Below are 21760 nucleotides of genomic sequence, written 5' to 3'. Positions count from 1 at the left end.
CGTCTTCGCCATAAGGCTACGCCGTAGCACGCGCGCCTGCGCCACCATAATTGCTCCGTCGTGATTCATTTCTCTACTTCATCGTAAGCGGCATCGGATTTTCTACCGTCCCTGCCGAACGCACGCTCGCTTGCATTTCTTTTTCAAAGCCTAGCATGGCGGCTTTTAGTTGCTGGACAATCTCAGGATGATTGGCGACGACGTTCTTCTTTTCGGAAATGTCGGCATCTAAATTATAAAGCGCCTCTTTGCCATCAACGATACGCAACTTCCATGACTTCCAACGCACCCCCTCCAGAACGCCCCAGTGAGCGTAGAAGAAATACTCATGTGGGCTATCCGCCTCGCCCACGATTGCTGGCATGATGTCCTTTCCATCGATGACAAGGTCCGATGGCAACTTCGCCCCAGCCAACTTGGCAAAGGTTGGCAACACGTCCATAGCCGTAAGAATTTGATCGTTCTCAATCCCCGCCGGAATCCCCTTCGGCCAACGAATCACAGCTGGCACACGTTGCCCGCCCTCCAAAGTACTTCCTTTTTTGCCGCTCAAAGGTTTAGCCAATCCTTTAGCCGGCCCGTTGTCCGAAGTGAAAAGCACCAGAGTGTTCTCATCAATGCCCTGATCTTTCAGCGTCTTGAGGATCTCACCGACCGACCAATCAATTTCATAAATCGTCACCGGAAACAGGCCCGGCTTACCCGCCTTGTTCACTTTCAATTGCTCGGCGTATTGCTTTTTCATTTCAGGCGATGCGGCGAGCGGTCCGTGTGGAAGAGGGTGCGCCAGATAAAGAAAAAACGGCTCGTCCTTATGACGTTTAATAAAGTCAACAGCTCGCTCAGTGAAGCGCCGAGTCAGGTAATTCGCACTCGGTTCCATCTCGACGACGGTCTCTCCTTCAAGTAGAGGCAGTGCTGGAAACTTAAATAATTTTTGCCGCGGGTGCTTCGGGTGGATGTCATGACTATAAGGAAGGCCGAAAAACTCCTCGAAGCCCTGACGTGTGGGCAAAAACTCCGGCTGGTCGCCGAGGTGCCACTTGCCAAACATACCCGTCTTATACCCCGCCGACTGCGCGACCTCGGCGATCGTCAACTCACTGGGATTCAGTCCCCGCCCATCTCCCGCCAGGCACACGGGGAATGGCTTCTCACTGACTCCCTCGACTATAATCGACGAAGGCACGTCCATATCGATCCGTGCCGGATAACACCCGGTCATCAGCGCTGCCCGTGAGGGCGTGCATAGAGGCGCCGCCACGTAGAAACTCGTCAACCGCGCGCCCTCTTTCGCCATCTGATCGATATTCGGCGTGTAGACATGTTTACCGCCAAAGCTACTCAAATCGGCATAGCCTTGGTCATCAGTGAAAATGATGATTAGATTGGGCTTTGCCTGAGCAGAGGCCGTAGAGCTCATCAGAAGAATTATAGAATAGGCGAACAAGCCATAGAGAACTAAAACAAAAGCGAATGTGTTATTTCTAGAATTCATAAAACGGGATATATTATTGATTCAATTAGTTTGGAATTATAGCGCCAACCACCTTCATGACCATTGGTTGGCAAGAGTCGTGTATGTAAATCGTAGCATGCCAGCTCACTCGCTATTAATAGTGCTAAACATCCAGACCGTCCCCGGCACCACGGAACCGTCTGATGTGACCGTATCGACACGCCAGTAATACTCTCGACCGGCCTGCAAGCGGTCTTCTCCGGTAAAACTGACAATGTTCCGGTAAGCATCCAGACTTGAGATCAGTTTCAAAGCATCGGGGCGGCTCCCCCAATAGATATTTGCCCGTGTTCCGTGTAAACCGATGAGATACATCAAGTCAGCATCCAGAGGCACTTGCTCCGCAGCATCCTTCGGAACTGGCATCGATGCGATCACTTCCTGCCGACCGGGAATCCAATAAAATTCGTCCCCATACTCGTATGCACCGATATCCGGTGCAGCTCCGTTATAACGACCGCTGACATCCACACTTTCACCGCGAATCGAACAGCGAACCGGAGTGCCTTGGTCGATCAATCCCACCGCGTCGGCCTTCGGACGAAAATCCCAATTGGGCAAATCGCGCAGCATCTCCTGGATGCGTCGCTCTTCTTTACGAGCCGCATAATTGTGTGAGCGGATCCCGGGGATCGGCTGATCCGTCAAATGAGAAGCCGCGTTGTTACGGGTCACCGTCGCGTCATTGCCGCCCTTCTCAGTGGCGATATTGAGCTCGGCACCACGCCCCACCCCGAGGTTGTGATACACTTCATGGTAACTGCCCTTTACACGAAAGCCATTGCCCCCGGAAGGAGACATACGCTTCACTCCCGTATCCATTGCGACATTACGATAGAGATTGCCATGCACCCCTAGCAAGGGGCGGTTGTTACCATCCCAGCGAAAGTCCCGCTGCCCATTGCCAATAAACCAATTATAGCGTATTACGGATTCCATGACATGATCATCGGGCATATACAGCGAGGAACCATCCGTATGCAGCAGACCGCAAGCAGTATGAAAATTGTATTCGCAGACAATGTTCTCAATCGATGCAGGGTCATAGCCCTCCGGCCTAAATTTACGCGACGGCCCTGCGATGTAACGATTCGCGGAAAATCCCTGCGCATTGCCAGTCATCGACAGCGTATTTCGCCGATAAAAAAGCCCCCGGGCCTTATTGATTCGGATAGAACTGCTCGGGCTGAAGGGCGCTTGCGGCCCCCAATCATTATTCACACAGGCATAGTCGATCTGATGAAACAGGTTGTTCACGATCCGCATATCTTCGACAAATTCACCCAGTAACGCACTGGCATCGGCATACTGAAAGCTACAGTTATAGACTAAGATATCCGTGCAAAAGTCATCCTCTGTACCTGTAAAATGAGCGGTTTCCGACGGCCCCAAAATGCCCAAGGCACGCTTGGATGCCGCATAGTAACTGAAGTCGCAATTCTGAATGGTAATGTGATCGGATTTTGTGAACGAGAATGTGGTGGCAAAGAAATCCAAGCCGTCGATCACGATATGTTGGGTCGTGGCATCACCGACGATCGCGTAGCTTTGCACTTTCCCATAAATCTCACGATCGGACGGATTCTGGCCGTCATCCGCCCATAAATAAAGGGTCTTGCTCGTTTCATCATATGCCCACTCCTGCGCGTGATCCAACATGACACGCTCAGCATTGCCCACCCCACCCTCAAAGAAGTAATTCAGCGTGGTTTTATATTTTTTCAGCTCAGGGCTATAGTCGAACTCGGCCGAGCCCGCGACATGATTTTCCACCAGTCGGGAAGCTGTGGCATGCGCTCCAAAATTGAGTAGAGCCACACAATCGTTAAATGAGAAGCCCGCGCCCGCGATCGAGCGCTCATCCACACTGCCATCGATCACATGCCCGTTACTCGACTCTCGCGTGCGAAAGCATCGCGCCGCCGTCCGGTGCCACACGGTATCGGAGAACGCCAGCGCATTGGGGAAACGAGCCAGCGTCATGAGCGCTCCGTCGACAAACAACTGTGTCACGTCTTGAGCCAGTGTCGTCTTGTAAACCTTTCCCTCGTCCAGAGTCCAGGCACTGCCGATTCGCAGCGTGCCGTCCAGCGTCACCGGCTCGTTCTTATAATTCGTTAAAGTGATAGGCTGTCCGGCATAGCCGGCCTTTCCTGACAGATTGATCGTCTCTCGATAGACTCCCGCTCGGATATAGCAGGTATCCCCGGGCTGCATCACATCCACGGCATGTTGGATCGTAGCAAAAGGCTGCTCCGGCGAAGTACCGGCATTGCGATCATCCCCGTCTGTCGCCACACAATAATTGGCCGCCTGCGCCGACAGGCAGAGCAAGAAGCACGCAGACAAAACAAGCCGCCTAAGTTTCATATTATGGGAGCACATCAAGGCACACAGCTTAAAGCAAAAGCCCCAATATGAGAATCACGCATTTACATACCGTTCCGCCTCCGTAATCCATAAAAAAGCCGGGCGCTCACAATCGTGACCACCCGGCTAGACCTACTTAGCTAACAATACCTTAACTGATCTTAATCTTGCGTGGCTTCACTTCATCCGCCTTGGGCAAGCTTAAATCGAGAACGCCATTTTCAACGCTCGCTTTAATCTTGGCTTCATTCACAGGCACATTGAGCCGTAAACTTAAGCGGTAATCCCCCGAGCGAATCTCGCGGCGCAAGGGACGCCAGTTTTCTGGCAAGTCATTGGCACGAGTGCCCACCACTGTGAGTGTGTCCTCTTCCAGCGAGATATCAACGCCGTCGCGTCGGACTCCTGGCAGATGGACGCGAACGTTAAAGGCTTCCTCACTTTCACTCACATCATAGTGAGGACGTTGCCAGGTGCGCTCGCTCGCCTTTTTTTCTGACGTCTGAATCGTATCGAGTTGTGTGCTCATAATTATCTATTTCCTTTCAATTTAAGTGTTATTTGACGCTGATTTGGCGTGGTTTACGGGCTTCCAGCTTAGGCATGGTGACCGTCAAAATACCGGCATCCATCGCAGCAGAGACCTTTTCCAAGTCCACTCCATCCGGCACCGAGATCGAACGCTCGAACTGGGTGCGGCTCAGCTTTTCATCCCCTTCGCTGGCTTCCTGACTGCGCAAAGTCAGCACAGCATTTTCCAGTTCCAGGTCGACCTTGTCTTTGTTCACGCCGGGAAGTTCAAAGCGAGCGTAGAAATGATGCTCGTCTTCATACAGATCCACAGCGGGTTGATTGAATCCGGCTTCCGTCGCGAGAAAATCGTCCATCAACGAACCGATTCGCCCAATGGCGGGCGCACCGAAATCGAACAAACGATTAAAGGCACTGGAGGCCTGTGATTGTGGGTAGGCATATCGTATTAGTTTCATGGTTTAGTATTCCTTTCTTAATGAGTTGATTGACAAACACTCTATTGCAGAGCGTATGCCAAGCGAACAAACCATCGATAATCACTAATAATCAACAACTTACAAAACACGCCAAAACCCACAAAAGCGCCACTATGTCACACCTAAAGACAAATAAACACAACAACGGAACCAAGCGTCACAATGTCACAGGCTCACCCATTCGAGCTCCAAACTCCTTACTTCAAACTTCTAACTCAAGCCTTCAGCCCAAGGTAGCTGCGATATAATCACGCGAAGCAACGACCTCTTCTACCGACAAACTGGGGCTCAGTTCCAGCACCAGGGTATGCTCAGGACGGACAAACTCAGCAATCATTTGAAAATCTACAGTTCCGCTGCCAGGCACCTGATGATCACGGCCCGATTCGGATACGTCGTGCAAGTGAAAACCCGCGAGACGGGGCGACATTTTCTCCAAATGCGCTCGATGGTCCAGCAAACCCAGTTGATGCTTAATTTGTGCATGCCCGGTATCGTGCCAATAACTGGCATGCTCCGGCTCATTCAGACTGGCCAGAAAATCGTCGTAGTCCCCATCGATCGGCATCTCTTCCATGCCCTCGCGATTCTCAAGGCACAACCTCAAGCCACGCTCCTTCACTTCAGGTAGCAGCTTTTCGTAATTTTCCCGAATACGGGGAATCGTCTTCTTTGCGACGCGGCGAATCGACTTCATGGCCTTGTCGCGACGTTTGATGAAGACCGGACTCTCTGTCAATTCATGCGTGGGGATCTCCGACTCATCGATCCATTTCTCTAGGCGTTTCTCTGCAGAATAAAAGAAAAAGCACACACGACCGGAATGCATCACAACCCGATCAGCCCCGACTTTGAGCGCGAAATCCAAGGTCCTGATCGTATAGCGATGCCACAGACTCAGCTCCCGACAATCCACCGCAGAAGGCTGATACAAATTAGGCGCGGCATGCTGCACACTGCCCGGCAAAGGGCAAAAATTATGCACAGACGAAATTTCGACCAGCCCCTCTTCAACAGCCTGAAGTATGCCCGGCACCAACGAGATACGAATTCCGTGGCTCAATTCAATTCGCTTAAATCCCAGACCAACCATCTCTTGCACCATCTCGTATCCATCCGAATGCCGTGCGGAACACCAGCAGGTAGAAAGGGAGAGGCGATCAAGAATGCTAGACATAACAAAATATAAAAAAAATCCCGGCGCGTTCTATACGAGCCGGGACTTAATAAGACGCAAGTGCTCTGCACTCGCAACCTTGAAAACTACATGTTCGAATAACGAACGCGAAGCATATTGTTGAAGTCCAATTCCTTCTTCTTGCGACGCTTAGCTTGTGCAGGCTTTACGAAATAACGCTTAGCGCGCACATCACGAATCACACCCTCGCGGTCGAGGCGTTTCTTAAGGCGGCGGAGCGCACGTTCCATGGGCTCGCCTTTGCGGACTTTTACTTCAAGTGACATAAAATTAATGGTTTGGTTATTGGAAAAGGCGTGAAAATGTCGCCAACAGCCCTATCGTCAATCTCTTTTTTAGAGTTATTCACACTCCACAAATCGATCATTGCCGCAATACAGCCGATTCAACGAACACATCCGCAGTCATATAACATAGCCAGACTTCCCCCAAAAGCACGATATTGAAGACATCATGATCATCGATTGCCACACACATGCCTACCCTGCCGAACTGGTGGCAGCCCCCCGCAAATGGGCCTTGGCACATTGCGAAATGCACTGGGCCGACCTAGTGGCCCCGAAAGATCGCCCCGGCATACAAGGCTGGAGCGACCTGGATACAATGCTAGCGGCCATGGATGCCGCCGCAGTCGACCAAGCGGTGCTACTCGGGTGGTATTGGGAAAACGAATCGACATGCCGCCAGCAAAATGCCGCCGTCGCGCAATGGCTCGCAGCCGCGCCCGAGCGTCTCATCGGCTTTGCAGCCATCTACCCCAATGCCAATGTAATCGACCAGCTCGAAAACGCCCAAGCTCTAGGATTTCGCGGCGTGGGGGAACTGCACATGGGGGTGCAAGACTTCAGCGCGGCCAGTCCACATTGGCAAGCGATGGCCGAATGGTGCTCGGCCCAGGCCTGGCCGATCAACTGTCACGCGACCGAAACCGCTGGACACGAGCACCCCGGCGCGATCCCCACGCCGCTGCAGGAATTTGTCCGCATGGCAGAAGCAGCTCCCGAGTTAAAATTAATCCTCGCACACTGGGGCGGTGGCTTGCCCTTTTTCGAGCAAAACCCGAAACTACGCAAAACACTGCGCAATGTTTACTACGATTGTGCCGCCAGCCCACTACTATATGAAATGCGGGTTTTCAAGCAGATGGTCGATCTGGTCGGCATCGATAAGTTGCTGTTTGGCTCCGACTATCCATTAAGAATTTACCCACGCAGCCAGAAAACACCCGAAATGGCGCGCTACATCGAAAGCATTCGCACAGAATCCGGCCTCACCCAAGAAGAACAGAACAAGCTAATGAGCGGGAATTTTGCACGGCTGCTGTCGTGAAGGATAGAGCGCCGGCGATCCAAAATCGGAAAGCTGCTTCAGGCACCGAACAACTCAGCGATCCGACGCGGCAAAGCATCAAACGAACCGTTGGTCAAAAAGACGATCACGCCGCCTGGCTGACTTTGTAGCTGCTCTTGCAAGTGCTCGAAGAGTGCCTCGTTGCTCGTGAAAGCGGCTGCTTGTAATCCTTTTGCCGACAAGGACTCGGCCATCGCGGCCGTGTCTAGGCGCTCTTCGGGACGCATGCGCTCGGCGCGGTGTACCGCCCCGAAATAGACTCGGTCAGCCTGCGAAAGCGCCACTTCAAACTCGGCTTGAAAGCGTGAAGTTGCCGCGGTGTTGCTGCGCGGCTCAAAGCAAACCGTCATCGCACGCTCGGGATAGGCTGCGCGCAAGGCCTCGATTGCTCCCGCCACTGCGGTAGGATGATGCGCGAAGTCTTCCAGCACGGTCCAATTCGCATCTGTATAGAGCAAGTCTTGTCGACGACGGACACCGCCAAACTGTGCCAGCGCCGAAAGGTCAAACGCGAACGGGTCTTCACAGCCGCTGGCCAAAGCAGCCGCCAATGCAGCCATTGCCGCGTTGCGCGCATTGAAGAGACCGTGCATGGACCATTGCACTTGTGCCCACAGGGCCCCCTTCCACACGAGCTCAAACTGTGCCCCGGCGGGAGCATCTTGAAAATTACGAATCTGCAGTTCGTTGTCCTCAGCGGTGCCGACGCGAATCACTTGCGTCCAAGTAACTGGCAACAGGTCCGCAAGATTGGCATCGTCGCCATTGACCAGCGCGAAACCAGAACTCGGTATGATGCGCAAAAAATGTCGGAAGGTGCGCTGCACATCTTCCAAATCACGAAAAATATCAGCGTGGTCGAACTCCAGGTTATTCAGCACCGCAACTTGGGGACGGTAATGGATAAACTTACTGCGCTTATCAAAAAACGCGGAGTCATATTCGTCGCCCTCAATCACGAAAGGCTTCCCCTGCCCCAGCTTGGCACCGCCCGGCAAATCATTGGGCACGCCACCGATCAACCAGCCTGGCCGCGCGCCCGCCCGCTCTAAGAGATAGGCCGTCAACGTAGAAGTGGTGGTCTTACCGTGCGTGCCGGTAATGACGACGGGCCTGCGCTGGGGCAAAACAGTGTTGTGAAAGAGCTCGGGTAAGGAGATGTAAGCTACTTCCGACTGATTCAGCAGCCACTCGACCTCAGGATTGCCGCGGCTCATGGCATTGCCCACCACCACGGTGTCTGGCTTCAATGCGGCCAGTCGAGCCGCATCGAAACCTTCCAAAAGCTCAATGCCGGCATTCGCCAGCACATCGGACATCGGCGGGTAGACGCCGGCGTCGCAGCCAAGCACTTCATGACCTTGCTCTTTAACGAGAAGCGCGGCATTGCCCATGGCAGTGCCGCAAATACCCATGAAGTAAATACGCATCCGATACTACGCAGGAATCTCGTCAAACTCAGACATCGGCGTGACGACCAGCGATTTGTCAATACGCTTGGCAAAGCCAGTGAGCACTTTACCCGGACCGCACTCGAAGAATTCACTGATGCCATTGTCAGCCGCCATGTTGCGCAAGTTGTCTTCGAAACGCACCGAGGACACCACTTGGCTCACCAACGCATCTTTAATCGCTTGCGGATCGCTGATTTGTTGACCGGTCACATTGGTATAGCAGACCAGTTCAGGCGCTTTGAAATCAAAGTCTTTGATAAACTCCGCAAAGGAATCACGGGCCGATTCCATCAGGCGACTGTGATACGCGCCCGCGACGTTGAGCGGCTTGCACAGTTTGAAACGGCCCTTCGAAGCTGCGACGGCTTCGAGCACCTTAGCGTTGTCGCCCGAGATGACGATCTGCCCCGGGCAATTTAAATTAGCGATTTCGATATCGAACTCATCGCAAAAGGTTTGCACATCTTCAGGAGCACCACCGATCACGGCCGCCATGCCACCCTTAGTCGCGTCGCATGCCAACTGCATTAAGCGTCCACGCTCCGCCACCAGACGTAGTCCAGTCGCAAAATCATACACACCCGCAGCTGCCAGCGCAGTGAGTTCCCCTAGGCTTAAGCCACAGGCCGCCTTCAAGTCGGAAAGCAATCCGCGCTCCTTCAGAATACTAAAGAGCACATAACCTTGCACATAAAGCGCAGGTTGGCAGACCCGAGTCTCAGTCAAAGTCTCTTCCGGCCCTTCAAAACAAATAGTTTTCAAGTCCCATCCCAGCACCTCATTGGCTTCATCGTAGAGCGCTTTCGCGATCTCCGAGTTGTCGTAAAGCGAGCGGCCCATGCCCACAGTTTGTGCGCCCTGCCCAGAAAAAAGAATACCTGTTGCCATAATGTAATAAGATTCAAATGAGGTGAAACGCGCATTATTTGCCCCGCAAGGGGGCAGAATCAACCAGAAAGCGAAGCAGCCTCACAATAGAAACTCAGACGATTCAATATAAATTAAATGCTACAGGTCCAGATTGATACCATTACGAAAATCTTTCGCGTTGGCTGTGTTGCGACGACGAGCGTCCTGCACCAGTCGCGACTCGCACGCTCGACTCCACTCAAAGAGCTCTTCGGGGCGCAGGGCAATGGCTCCATGGGCTCGCACAGACTCTCGCACCATGCGGTCATTACTCACAACTGTAGCGTCCGCTGCATGCTTAACCCGAGCCACCATTCTCTCGATGACCCCGTCGGCCGATACCGCTGCGGGTGCATACACATACTCGAAAGTCTTTTTCTTATAGGGATGCTCGATCTCCAGCTTATCGTTGCGACTATCGAGCACCAAGGCCACACGCACGCCTTCCGCATCATGAATACTGCGCACTAAGTCGGCGAGTTGATCACGTGCGGCGTCCAAGTTCACCTGCATTGTTTGCCGCAGCGAATCTGTCGCACAGATTACGTTGTAGGCATCAATGAACAGGTATTTCACTAGCGAATAATTGGAAGCACCGCAGGCAAGAGGCCCACCACTACGGAGGCAACTGTGAGTGCTCCTAACAAGAAGCGATCGCCTGCCGTGGAAGGACAAGCCGCTTCATTGACCACTTCAGACGAGGGCGCAGAGAAGTAGCACTCACGGATCCACCCAAAGTAATAGTAAATCGAAATGACGACACCAAGTATGGAGATTGCCAGCAAACCGTAAAGCGCGGCTTGAAAGGCTGCGACAAAGAGAAAGAGCTTACCAATAAATCCACCCAGTGGCGGGATGCCCGCCAAGGAGCCCAAGCCACATGCCAAGACGCCACCAAGGAAGGGACGCTTGCGGGCAAAGTTTTGATAATGCTCGAGCTCTTGATTCGCATCGTCCTCACCTGCTGCCAGCGACATCACACCGAAGACGGCGAAGGATGCGAGCAAGTAAGTAATGAGATAAAAGATCACGGCATAGACGGCCCAATCAATACCACGCATCATAGCGACCACGCCTAACAAGAGGTAACCCGCGTGTGCGATACCGGAAAGTCCCATCAAGCGCTTTACATTTCTTTGAGCGACAGCCGCGATATTACCAAAAAGTATGGTGGCCGCAGCAATGACGGAGAGGATCGGAATCAAAAATTCATGTAAGCCGAAGAAAGGTCCGCGGACGAGTTGAATCAATACGATGAATCCAGCAGCCTTCGAGGCCACAGCGAGATAAGCTGTGACTGGAGTGGGCGCACCTTGATACACATCGGGCACCCAAATTTGGAAAGGGACGGCACCGATTTTAAAACAGACGCCTGCGATCACCAACAAAGCACCGATCTTAACGATCATATTGTCCATGTTAGGAATCACAAAATGCATCAACTCGCTATAGTTCAGAGAGTCTTGACTGTTCCCCAGCAACTCGGGACTACCGGCGATGCCATAAAGCAGCACGATACCAAAGAGCAAGATACCGGAACTGAGCGCTCCAAGAATCAGGTATTTCAAGCCCGCTTCCAACGAGAACTTACTGGTGCGGTTGTAGGCCACCAAGACGTAGAAAGCGACAGTCACCGTTTCCAAGGCGACAAAGAGCATGACGAAGTGAGAACTCTGCACCAGCAGCATCATCCCAGCCGAGATAATCAGCACCAGCGCGTAGAACTCTGTGCGAGGCAAGGACTGCTTGGACAAGTAGAGCTTACCGAGGTAACAGACTGCGAGCGAGCTCACGAGAAAGAAGCCCCGCATGATCTGCGTGACCTCGTTTTGCGTAATGAGTCCGCTGAAATATTCGCGTTCATCGAAGCTGCAGCCACCAGCACAGCTGAATGCGATCAGTAAAATCACAACTTGCCCCCAGATGGCCAGACGTGGAATCCAGCCCAGGTGTTTGCCTTTGGGCAGGGCCATCTCGGCGCCAAGCAGGCTCAATGCGAGCACGCCCAAAAGAATCTCAGGCAGAATGGCCGCCCATTCGTTGGTAGCGGTGAAACCGCTCAAAAATTCAATAAGAAGTTCGTTCATTAGTGTGTAACCTCCTTGTGTGCGTCCACATCAGTGGGGAGCACGGCCGAGTGGATGACCGGCAAATTGCTTTGTTCCTGTGGATACATCTCGGCCAACTCACGGTTGGCGTCGTCCGAAAAGACTCGTGGAAAAATACCGATCAACACCAGACCTGCGATCAAAATGCCAGCGGGCAGTTTTTCAAAACCTTGCAGATCGCGAATTTGCCCACTCTCCAAGCGTGCTGCAAAGTCCCCTTTAGCTGGGCCAAAGAAAATATTTGCAACCGCGCGCAGGCCGTAGATCGCAGAAATAATAATACCGAGAGCGGCAGGCACCACGATCCAGCGTGTGGATTCAGTCTCCGCAAGTGCCGCAAAGATCGTGAACTCTCCCCAGAAATTACCAAAGCCAGGCAGGCCAATACTAGCCATGGAACCAGCCACGAAAAACGCTGCCAGCACTGGGGCCTTGGAAGCGAGCCCTCCCATCGCAGACAGATCAAATGTTTGGCTGCGGTGATAGATACAGGTCGAGAGCATGAAGAGTAAGGCGACTGACAGGCCGTGTGCCACCATCAGCAGCAGCGCCCCACCCGCTCCGACTACGGAGAAGCAAGCCAGACCGAGAAAAGCATACCCCATGTGCATGACAGAGCTATAGCCGAGCATCATCTTAAGATCCTTCTGCGCCATGGTCACCAAACCGATGAAGAGGATATTACCCAGCGCGAGCCACACTATCCAGGGGAACCAATGCTCGCCACCTGCCGGCAACAAAGGACCGGCAATTTGTAGCAAGCCATACAGGCCAAATTTCTTCAAAACACCTGCGTGTAGCATCGCCGCCCCGGTCGGAGCAACCGCATAGCCCTTGGGCGCCCAACTGTGAAATGGAAACAACGAGACCAAGATACCAAATCCAAACAATAGCAGCGCAAAAATGTTATTCTGAACCGTTTCGGAGAGCGGTTGTGCGGTCAAATAATTGCGCAGCTCCAACAGCGAGAAGGAATCCGCACCACTCTGCACATAGAGTGCGATCAGGCCGAGCAATGAAAGCAATGCCCCGAGAGTCAGGTAAATCGTCATCTCGATGGCAGCACCACGGCGACCGGCACCGCCCCACATGCCAATCATTAAGAAGGTCGGAATCAGCGCGAACTCGTGGAAGAAATAGAAGAAGAACACATCGACCGAAGCGAAGGTGCCCATTAAGCCGCCCAGCATAAAGAGCAATAAGGCGAGGTATAGATGGGGGCGCTCGGCGTTGGAATACATTGCGTAGAGCCCCGCCGCAAACCCAACCGCACCAGCCAGTAAAAAGAGCGGCATAGAGATGCCGTTCAAGCCGAGGTGCAGGTAGATACCGATACTTTCCAAACCGGTAGGGAGCCGCAGCTCAAAATTGTATTCCCCAACCAGCGAGGGCTCAAACAGACTGTAGAGCAATAGCCCAATGATCAGTGGCCAGCCAAAGCCAAAGGCGGCAATCGCTCGCACGGTGCTCGGACTAAAGCGAGCACCAAAGAGCAAGGTCACACCCGCAACGAGCGGTGCGAGTATTGCGACGAGCAAAAAGAGTGAATTCGTATCGAGGTGTCCCATATCTACCTAAGAAAAATTGAATTTACAGAAGTCCGGAAGCGACCGCCCAGAGAAGAACCAGACCGGCGAGGAACCAATAAACGTAACTGTGAATGTTACCATCGTGTAAGGATCGCGAGCACATGCCGACCAGCCCAACCAGGCCTGCACTCCCACGCACAAATATGCCCTTGATCACAAAGACATCTATAAAACTGAGGAAAAGCGCGAAGCGCTGCTGAATCTTAGCCACATAGTAGCCGTAAATCTCATCAAACCAAAGGCGTGATTTTAGAAAGCCATAAACCGGCGCCGCCGTCTTTTCGAGACGATCCTCTTTAGCACCCACTCGGTAAAAGAACAGTGAGAGCGCCAGACCAACTAACCATGCAGCCGAACCGAGCAGGAGCACCTTGGTGTGCATCGCGTCGTGTCCTGGCAGATGGTGTAGGTGCTCCAGGTTATCTTTAATCAGACCACCCAGTTGTTCCGGCCAAAAACCGATCCAACCACCAGCGACCGAAAGCACCGCCAACACGATCAATGGCACTAGCATGGTCAGCGGACTCTCCTTGGCATGCGATGCGGCTTCGGACTTAGGCTGCCCAAGGAAAGCAATCCAGAAAAGACGCCCCATGTAGCCGGCCGTCAAGAAGGCTCCCAGCGTTAACAAGATAAAAATCGGCACACTTTGCAATCCAGCGGCCACCAAGATCGCGTCTTTCGAATAAAAACCAGCCAAACCGACCACACCACAGAGTGCCAAAGTGCCGAGCAAGAAAGTGATCGCGGTGATCGGCATTTTCTTGAGCAGGCCGCCCATTTTGAAGATGTCCTGCTCGTGATGGCAGCCGTGAATCACGGAACCTGCCGATAGGAATAGCAGCGCCTTGAAGAACGCGTGGGTGATCAGATGGAAGAGCGCCACGCCGGGGTAGCCCAAACCGAAGGCCGCCGACATATAGCCGAGCTGCGAAAGAGTCGAGTAAGCAAGGATCTTCTTAATGTCATTCTGGCCGTATGCACAGAATCCAGCATAGACAGCGACTGAGGTGCCCAGCCAGGCAATAAATGTCAGCACTTCGGGGGTGAACAGAAACTGAATCCGAATCAGGAAGTAAACACCTGCCGCCACCATGGTCGCCGCGTGAATCAAAGCGGAGACCGGAGTCGGCCCCGCCATCGCATCAGGCAACCAAACATGCAGCGGGAATTGAGCCGACTTACCAATGAAGCCACACATTAGCAGCGCCGCAATGCAACCGCTAATCAGATCACTATTGGCAGCGATGATGCCGTGCATCTCGCTAAGGTTAGTGGTGCCGAAATGCCAGTAGGCGTAAACAATGCCGATTAAAAAGCCAAAGTCCCCGACCCGATTCACAATAAAAGCTTTCTTCGATGCAGCAGCCGCTTCGTCGGTATCCAAATAGTGTCCGATCAACATATAAGAGCTGAAACCAACCAACTCCCAAAAGACAAAGATCATGATCAAATTATCCGCCAACACGATTCCCAGCATAGAGAACATGAAAATTGACAGACCACCAAAGAAACGGGCGCGTCCCTTATCGTCAGCCATGTAGCCTAAGCTAAAGACGTGGATCAAGAAGCCTACTGCCCCCACCATCATCAGCATGGTGGCCGAGACGCCGTCGAAGAGAAAGCCCATCGACACGCTATAGTCGCCCAAGTTGAGCCAGTCCCAGGAGATCATGACATCCTCACCGGCGGCAGCACGAATGGCGAACAGTGAAAAGACAAAGATCCCTGCAGCGGCCACGACGGAGATCGCCGAAGCGAGCTTGCCCATACGACGACAAAAGAATGCAATCAATACTGCGGATAGCAGCGGCGTGAGAAGAACAGCGAGAAGAGATTGAGCGGCGGTCATATTTCTAGCGACTCAAGGAGGTGAGTTGATCGACCATCACCGTTTGGCGCAGACGGAAGAGCGCAACGATAATGGCAAGGCCAATAGCGACTTCAGCAGCCGCCACCGTGATAATAAAAAAGACGAAAAGGTTACCATCCATCGTGCCGTTGTAGCGGGAAAACGCGACTAGAGCGAGGTTCACTGCATTGAGCATTAGCTCCAGCGACATGTAGATAATCAGCGTATTCTTGCGAAGAATCACTCCGAGTAAACCGATTGCGAAAAGCAATCCGGCAACCAATATAAAAGCGTTTATACCAACAGTCATTTTAGAATAAAATTTATAAAAGAAGAAATAACTCCTAATTCTCCTTGTGTTTCTTCGAGACAACGATGACGCCGATCATGGCGGACAACAGTAAGAAGCCGGTGACCTGGAAGGGCAGCATGTATTTAGTGAACAAGCTGTAACCAAAGGACTTGGCGGAGGTGGTGAAAGGTATACCGATGCCCTCACCTGTCGGATTCTCTAAAACAGGTAGCAAGGTTGTTTCCGGCAGATGTTGGTTGCCACAAAATGCAGAACAAATCATAACCACCAAAAGTGCAAAGCCGATGATAGATGCTCCTAGAGTGAGCTTATCTTTCAGGATCTGATTCGTCTCTTTATCAACATCCAGCAGCATGATGATAAAGAGGAACAGCACCATAACCGCGCCTGCGTAGACCAGAATCTGAATCACAGCCAGGAAGTAAGCTTCCAACAGCACAAACATCCCCGCCGTAGCGACAAAGGAGACGATCATACACATGGCACTATTCACCGCATTCGGACTCACGACCATCAGCAATGCCGAAATCAGCGTGATTGCTGCAAAAATGTAAAAAAGTAGGTCTATCATTAGAGAATTAAGAATTTAGAGAGCAGAAATAAGAAATGATATAAATTAAAGATGCCGTCGCATGTGTTAGCTGAACCATTTCTTAAATCTTAAATCTTATTTTAAAAATGGATATTTAATGTGCGTTACCAGTGGCTTCGGCGGCTTTCTTCTTGTCCCACTTAAAATGCTTATCAGGCAAGGTACCACCGAGTTCATAGAGCTTTTGCTTGTTGTTGATCATCTCCTCACGAGAATAACCGGAAAGTGAGAAAATATCCTGTAGAAAAATCGCCTCTTCGGGGCAAACCTCCTGGCACAGGCCGCAATAAATACACCGCAGCATGTTGATATCAAACTCCTGCGGAGCCTTCTCCACGTGCGCACGCTCAGGCTCGGCTTCTGCATCGATCGCGCCGGGTGTAATTCGAATCGCCTTAGGGGGGCACACAAACTCACACAATTGGCAGGACACGCATTTCTCGCGCCCATTGGGGTCCTTGACCAAAGTGGGCACGCCCCGATAATTATCTGGGATGGTTGGCCGCTCCTCAGGATATTGCAGCGTCACGCCCTTTTGCAGCATACTGCTGAAGGTAGTCTTCAAGCCCGTCACAATCTGCGGCAAGAAGGTTTTCTCCGCAAAGGACAGCGGCTTTCGTTCTAGAACTTTTGTCTTAGCCATTAGATTTAGCGGGTGAGTGTGTCGTAAAGGGCGATGATAATGGTGTTGAAGACCAAATTAGCAACGGCGAGTGGAAGCAGGACCTTCCAACCAAGCGACATCACTTGGTCGTAACGGAAGCGCGGCAAAGTCCAACGCATCCAAATAAAGAAGAAGATCATGAAAAAGACTTTGGCCATGAACCAAGCGACAGAGAGCACACTACCGAGTATGCCAGTGCCCCACGGATCCGCCATCCACGGAAGGAAATTCCAGCCTCCGAGGAAGAGCAGAACAAAAATCCCTGAGCCCATAATAATGTGAGCATACTCTGCCACAAAGAAGAGGCCGAACTTAAAACAACCATACTCCGTATGGAAGCCCCCGACTAAGTCGGTTTCGGACTCGGCCATATCGAAAGGCAAACGATTGGTTTCAGCGAAGAGCGCGACTAGGAACAGTAGCGCGGAGAGTGGCTGCCAAAGAATCGTCCAAGCAGCCTGCTGTGATTGCACCACACCAAAGAGGCTCATTCCATAGCGGCTCCCCTCAACAAAGATGCCCGCTTCATTGTAATAACCTGGCGAAGCCGACCACATAAAGACTGGCAAGAGCGCCAAGCCCATGGCGAGCTCGTAAGAGATCATTTGCGCAGAAGCACGCACGCCCCCCAGAAACGGATATTTACTATTGGAAGACCAACCCGCCAACACGACGCCATAGACACCGAGTGAAGAAATCCCGAGAATGATCAACATGCCGAGGTCGACATTGGCCAAGACCAATGGCTGAATAATGCCCTCGGCATCGACATAACGGCCAAATGGCAAAACCACCATCGTCGTCAACGCGGGTGCCAATGCGACGACCGGCGCGAGGTAATAGTAGCCCTTGTTTACATGTCCGGGGACGATTTCCTCTTTAAAAAGAAACTTGAGTCCGTCAGCAACAGGTTGGAACAGCCCTAATCCTGTCATCAGATTCCCCACAATAGGGAGATGACCAATCAACGGTAGACGTGTGCGATTGGGCCCCACACGGCCTTGAATCCAGCTGGACACCTTGCGCTCAGCAAGCACTGAGTAGCTACAAAGTCCCATGAAGACAGAGATCATGAGGATTGCATATACAATCGGCATGATGTAGGGCAGAGATGCGTCTAAAAATTCCATATCAGAAACTTGTTCAATTATCTAGGCCTCCTCCTGTGCCGTAGCAGAGGGTCCTGCGGCAGCTGTAGCGTGCGCTTCCTTAAACGCGACGGGATCGTATTTGAGATTTTTAGTTTCAACGAAACTGAGATCGAGGAAGGCGCTGGCATCCAGGGCGACACCGTCGTCGGGAAGCGTGCGCCAACGTAAGCTATCGTCGAGTGGTGCCAGCTGGGAAGCCATCCGTTCCCAAACGGTGTCGAGAGTGATCGCTGCGGCTTTTTCTTTCGCAAGCGGTGCGGCGATTTTTTCAAGCACCGCAAAGTCGGGCTGCACACCACGCGGCCCGGGCACGGCAGTTCTAAAACGCTGGATGCGGAAGCTCTGATTGATAAATGAGCCGTCCTTCTCAAAAACCATGAGCGATGGTATTACGACGTTAGCCACCTCACTGGTAGGATTCGCATGAGTACCAACATAGATGACTTTTACCTTGGCAAGGACGTCCTTAGCGATGCCCAACTCAGTCAGATCTTCGTTCACGGCCAAAATCGTCTTCACCGCACCAGAGTTGATATCGCGGGCGAGTGCTTCCAGCTGGGCATCTGCCTCGGGCAGTTGATCGATCAAACCCGTCACTAATGCCCCGCGCAGATTGGGAGTGCGATCTTCAGACAACAACAAGCCATCCCCTTCACCATAATGGCTGACCATGGAAACCTGAGCAGCGCTGCGTTCGGCAATCAATTTGTAGAAAAATTGCTCTTCGACTGAGCTATGCGCGGACGCCACAAGCGCCACATCGCCGGATCCCAGCAAGTCGACAGCTGCCGCGGCCACTTCATCGACCGTTTTGTGAACGCCCTCTATAGTATATTGCGTCAACCGATCATCCGACTCGATGGCTTTATACAGCGTACGGCCGGAATCAGTCATCCATGTATCGTTCACGGCGTCATTGCGGCGTGGAGTGATACGATAAATTTTACCTTCCCGGCTCCAGATCTCCGTGTTAGCGCCCACGCTGCTTTCGGTGCAGATACTGTGCGTGCGTTTCAGGAACCAAACCCGCATCTTAAAGCGGAAGTCCGTGCTAGTGAGTGCACCCACAGGGCAAATATCCACCGTGTTGAGCGAGTAATTATGGGAAAGCTCTTTGCCGGGGAAGCATGTCAGCGTCGAGTAAGTGCCACGATCGACAAAGCCGAGCACATCGTCGCCGGCCACTTCTTTACTGAAGCGAATGCAACGTGAACAAAGGATACAACGTTCGTCATCAAGCGTGACCCGCGGGCCCAGCGTCGTGCGCTTGGGCTTCACATTCTTCTTTTCAATAAAGCGGCTATATCCACGGCCATGCTCAGCGGAAAATTCCTGTAAGCGGCACTCACCTGCTTGGTCGCAAATCGGGCAATCCAAGGGGTGATTAATCAATAAGAATTCCGTCACTCCATTGCGCGACTCCTTCACCATCTCAGAATTCGTGCGGATATGCATGCCCGGCGAAGCATTGGTCGCACAGCCGATGGTGGGCTTAGGCATCCACCCGATCTTTTGCACTCCATTCTCATCCAGAATCGCCTCGCCTGTGGCGCGATCACGCATCGGCATGCCCATTTCGACCATGCACATACGGCAGTTACCTGCAACGGAGAGTTTCGGATGGTAGCAATAGTGCGGCACTTCCTTACCCTTGCCGACCATCTTCACGGCCTCAATGATGTTAATACCTTTAGGTACTTCGACATCCTGACCATCAATATTGATGGTGATGTTTTCGACGATGCTCTGAATGTTCATGGTCTAAATTAAAGTAGTCTCCTTCGCGACTTCCTTACCCTCTTTACGACGGGCGGCTTGCTCTTTAGCTTTCTCGACGAATTCGTCCTTAAACTTGGCGATAAAACTTTGCACCGGCCACGAGGCCGCCTCACCAAAGGCACAAATCGTGCGACCGGCAATCTGATCGGCGATGGATTTGAGTAGATCGGCATCCTCCTCGCGAGCTTCGCCGTCGACCATACGCTGCGTGACTTTACGCATCCAAGGCACCCCTTCGCGACACGGCGTGCACTGGCCGCAGCTTTCGTGGGCGTAGAAATAATTAATATTGGCCAGCGCTTCCACCATATCAGTGGTGTCGTCCATCACGATGACGCCACCGGAACCCGACATCGAGCCGACTGCAGCCAAGCTATCGAAATCCATCGGGATATCTTCAATGCCCCAATCAAACTCGGTGCCGTCTTTGAGCTTACCGGTAAAGCGCTCATCTGCCCGCAGAATCTTAGCCGACGAACCTCCGGGGATCACTGCCTTGAGCTTACGTCCGGGCTTGAGGCCACCGCACACGTCGTAAATAAGTTGCCCCAGCGTCACATCCGAGCAGGCAAATTCATAGTAGCCCGGCTTTTGCACATGACCGGAAACACACCAGATACGGGTGCCGGTATTACCAGGTGTGCCGATCTTCGCAAAGCCTTCGCCGCCCATCTCGATGATGTGCTTCACGTCACAAAGAGTTTCCACATTATTTACAATGGTCGGGCACTGATAGGCACCCAGTGCCGCAGGAAAGTATGGTGGTTTAATGCGCGGATTGGCACGAAAGCCTTCTAAAGACTCAATCAATCCAGTTTCTTCGCCGCAAATGTAAGCCCCAGCTCCACGGTGCACAATGATATCGCAGGAATACCCCGAGCCCAAAATGTTATCGCCCAGGAAATTTTTCTCGCGCGCTTCTTCGATTGCGCGTTCGAGGATCTTATAGCCTTGGAAAAACTCACCTCGAATATAGATGAATGCCAGCTTCGCCTGAATCGCAAAAGCGGCACACATCATGCCTTCGATCAGCTGGTGTGGGTCCTGATGAATGATTTGACGGTCTTTAAAAGTGCCCGGCTCCGATTCGTCGGCATTACAGACGAGGTAGATGGGCTTGCCCGACTTGCGGTCGAGAAACTTCCACTTCATACCCGCGGGGAATCCGGCACCGCCACGACCACGGACACCAGAAGTGAGCACCTCCGCGCAGATGTCTTCCGGCTTCATCGTCACAGCCTTCTTAAGCTGCTCGTAGCCGCCGTTTTTCACATAACAATCGATGTCGTTGGTATACCCTTCTTCGTCGATATGTTTGAAAATTAATCTGGTTTCTTGTGGTGCCATTTGGGAAATAAAAATTAAGAAATTAGAAATAAGAAATGGCTAAAGACCGGTGGGGAACTCGCCGTTTTTCATTTTAGTGGCCATTTCAGCGGCTTTTTCCGGATCGATATCCGTGTATTCATCTTCTCCGACCATCACCACTGGCCCCTTACCACAATCAGCGTGGCATTCTACGAATTCGAGCGTCACTTTACCGTCTTCACTGGTATGGCCGACCTTGCAGCCAAACTCCTTTTCAAAGCTCTTACAGGTTTGATATGCGCCCGCAAGCGCACAAGGCAGCGTACGGCAGACCGCACATGATACTCGCCCGTGGGCTCCGTGCGTAGCATCGGATAAAAGGTAACAATCTCGATAATATTAATCGGCTGCAATCCCAGACGCTCGGCGATCCACTCCATCGCCTCCTGCGAAAGGTAGCCCTGATCCTCTTGCACCAAATGGCATAGAGGCAGCGCCGCACTACGCACCGTCGGGTAGCGTGGCACAAGCTTGTCGATCTTTTCGATAGTTTCTGGTTTTAAATTCATTTCCTAAATAGTGATCAGAGCCAAT

19 protein-coding genes and 1 pseudogene are annotated in these 21760 nt (G+C 52.3%); 1 reads left to right on the top strand and 19 read right to left on the bottom strand.

Annotated elements, in window-relative coordinates; all coding sequences use genetic code 11:
* Positions 1–73 precede the first annotated feature (73 nt).
* The 6 genes from SH580_RS18130 to rpsU form a co-directional block, all read right to left on the bottom strand.
* Complete coding sequence (locus tag SH580_RS18130) at positions 74–1423, bottom strand: sulfatase family protein (RefSeq protein WP_319832231.1); 1350 nt, start codon at positions 1421–1423, stop codon at positions 74–76.
* Positions 1424–1603: 180 nt separating this feature from the next.
* Entirely contained in the window at positions 1604–3889 is a 2286-nt protein-coding gene (locus tag SH580_RS18125; RefSeq protein ID WP_319832230.1) for a hypothetical protein, read from the bottom strand.
* Positions 3890–4040: 151 nt separating this feature from the next.
* The gene (locus SH580_RS18120; protein ID WP_319832229.1) at positions 4041–4418 is read right to left on the bottom strand and encodes an Hsp20/alpha crystallin family protein; all 378 of its coding nucleotides are present in this window, start codon (positions 4416–4418) and stop codon (positions 4041–4043) included.
* Positions 4419–4446: 28 nt separating this feature from the next.
* Complete coding sequence (locus SH580_RS18115; protein ID WP_319832228.1) at positions 4447–4878, bottom strand: Hsp20/alpha crystallin family protein; 432 nt, start codon at positions 4876–4878, stop codon at positions 4447–4449.
* Positions 4879–5122: 244 nt separating this feature from the next.
* The gene (locus tag SH580_RS18110) at positions 5123–6076 is read right to left on the bottom strand and encodes a sugar phosphate isomerase/epimerase family protein (protein ID WP_319832227.1); all 954 of its coding nucleotides are present in this window, start codon (positions 6074–6076) and stop codon (positions 5123–5125) included.
* Between the two features lie 86 nt (positions 6077–6162).
* Positions 6163–6363 carry a 30S ribosomal protein S21 gene (rpsU, locus tag SH580_RS18105; RefSeq protein WP_155418485.1) on the bottom strand — a complete coding sequence of 67 codons (201 nt, stop codon included), beginning with the start codon at positions 6361–6363 and terminating at the stop codon, positions 6163–6165.
* Positions 6364–6550: 187 nt separating this feature from the next.
* Here rpsU and SH580_RS18100 point away from each other — a divergent pair, with 187 nt between their 5' ends.
* Positions 6551–7426 (top strand): amidohydrolase family protein, encoded by an 876-nt coding sequence (locus SH580_RS18100; RefSeq protein WP_319832226.1) that lies wholly within the window; start codon positions 6551–6553, stop codon positions 7424–7426.
* A 38-nt stretch (positions 7427–7464) separates the two neighbouring features.
* On the opposite strand, the gene SH580_RS18095 is transcribed toward SH580_RS18100, so the two are convergent.
* The 13 genes and pseudogenes from SH580_RS18095 to SH580_RS18035 form a co-directional block, all read right to left on the bottom strand.
* Positions 7465–8877: a UDP-N-acetylmuramate--L-alanine ligase gene (locus tag SH580_RS18095; RefSeq protein ID WP_319832225.1), complete on the bottom strand. Its 1413-nt coding sequence runs from the start codon at positions 8875–8877 to the stop codon at positions 7465–7467.
* 6 nt (positions 8878–8883) lie between these two features.
* Positions 8884–9789 carry an ACP S-malonyltransferase gene (fabD, locus tag SH580_RS18090; RefSeq protein ID WP_319832224.1) on the bottom strand — a complete coding sequence of 302 codons (906 nt, stop codon included), beginning with the start codon at positions 9787–9789 and terminating at the stop codon, positions 8884–8886.
* A gap of 120 nt (positions 9790–9909) precedes the next feature.
* Entirely contained in the window at positions 9910–10386 is a 477-nt protein-coding gene (locus tag SH580_RS18085) for an NYN domain-containing protein (protein WP_319832223.1), read from the bottom strand.
* A complete protein-coding gene (locus SH580_RS18080) occupies positions 10386–11897 on the bottom strand; it encodes an NADH-quinone oxidoreductase subunit N (RefSeq protein ID WP_319832222.1) in 1512 nt (503 codons plus the stop codon). Before SH580_RS18080 ends, SH580_RS18085 begins: the two co-directional genes overlap by 1 nt.
* Positions 11897–13486 carry a complex I subunit 4 family protein gene (locus SH580_RS18075; protein WP_319832221.1) on the bottom strand — a complete coding sequence of 530 codons (1590 nt, stop codon included), beginning with the start codon at positions 13484–13486 and terminating at the stop codon, positions 11897–11899. The genes SH580_RS18080 and SH580_RS18075 overlap by 1 nt, the downstream gene beginning before the upstream one ends.
* Positions 13487–13508: 22 nt before the next feature.
* Positions 13509–15359, bottom strand: coding sequence for an NADH-quinone oxidoreductase subunit L (nuoL, locus tag SH580_RS18070; protein ID WP_319832220.1), 1851 nt, complete (start codon positions 15357–15359; stop codon positions 13509–13511).
* 4 nt (positions 15360–15363) lie between these two features.
* Positions 15364–15669 carry an NADH-quinone oxidoreductase subunit NuoK gene (gene nuoK / locus SH580_RS18065; protein ID WP_319832219.1) on the bottom strand — a complete coding sequence of 102 codons (306 nt, stop codon included), beginning with the start codon at positions 15667–15669 and terminating at the stop codon, positions 15364–15366.
* 34 nt (positions 15670–15703) lie between these two features.
* Positions 15704–16243 (bottom strand): NADH-quinone oxidoreductase subunit J family protein, encoded by a 540-nt coding sequence (locus SH580_RS18060; protein WP_319832218.1) that lies wholly within the window; start codon positions 16241–16243, stop codon positions 15704–15706.
* 115 nt (positions 16244–16358) lie between these two features.
* Positions 16359–16907, bottom strand: a complete 549-nt coding sequence (locus SH580_RS18055; RefSeq protein ID WP_319832217.1) for a NuoI/complex I 23 kDa subunit family protein — start codon at positions 16905–16907, stop codon at positions 16359–16361.
* Between the two features lie 5 nt (positions 16908–16912).
* Positions 16913–18058, bottom strand: a complete 1146-nt coding sequence (locus SH580_RS18050) for a complex I subunit 1/NuoH family protein (RefSeq protein WP_319832216.1) — start codon at positions 18056–18058, stop codon at positions 16913–16915.
* Positions 18059–18079: 21 nt separating this feature from the next.
* Positions 18080–19837, bottom strand: coding sequence for an NADH-quinone oxidoreductase subunit G (locus tag SH580_RS18045; RefSeq protein WP_319832215.1), 1758 nt, complete (start codon positions 19835–19837; stop codon positions 18080–18082).
* Positions 19838–19840: 3 nt separating this feature from the next.
* Positions 19841–21205, bottom strand: coding sequence for an NADH-quinone oxidoreductase subunit NuoF (nuoF, locus tag SH580_RS18040; RefSeq protein WP_319832214.1), 1365 nt, complete (start codon positions 21203–21205; stop codon positions 19841–19843).
* A gap of 39 nt (positions 21206–21244) precedes the next feature.
* Positions 21245–21735 (bottom strand): annotated as a pseudogene (locus SH580_RS18035) (NADH-quinone oxidoreductase subunit NuoE family protein).
* Positions 21736–21760: the final 25 nt, after the last annotated feature.

The organism is Coraliomargarita algicola, assembly GCF_033878955.1.
Classification (GTDB): Bacteria; Verrucomicrobiota; Verrucomicrobiia; order Opitutales; family Coraliomargaritaceae; genus Thalassobacterium; species Thalassobacterium algicola.
This window is presented reverse-complemented; position numbering and strand designations above follow the sequence as displayed.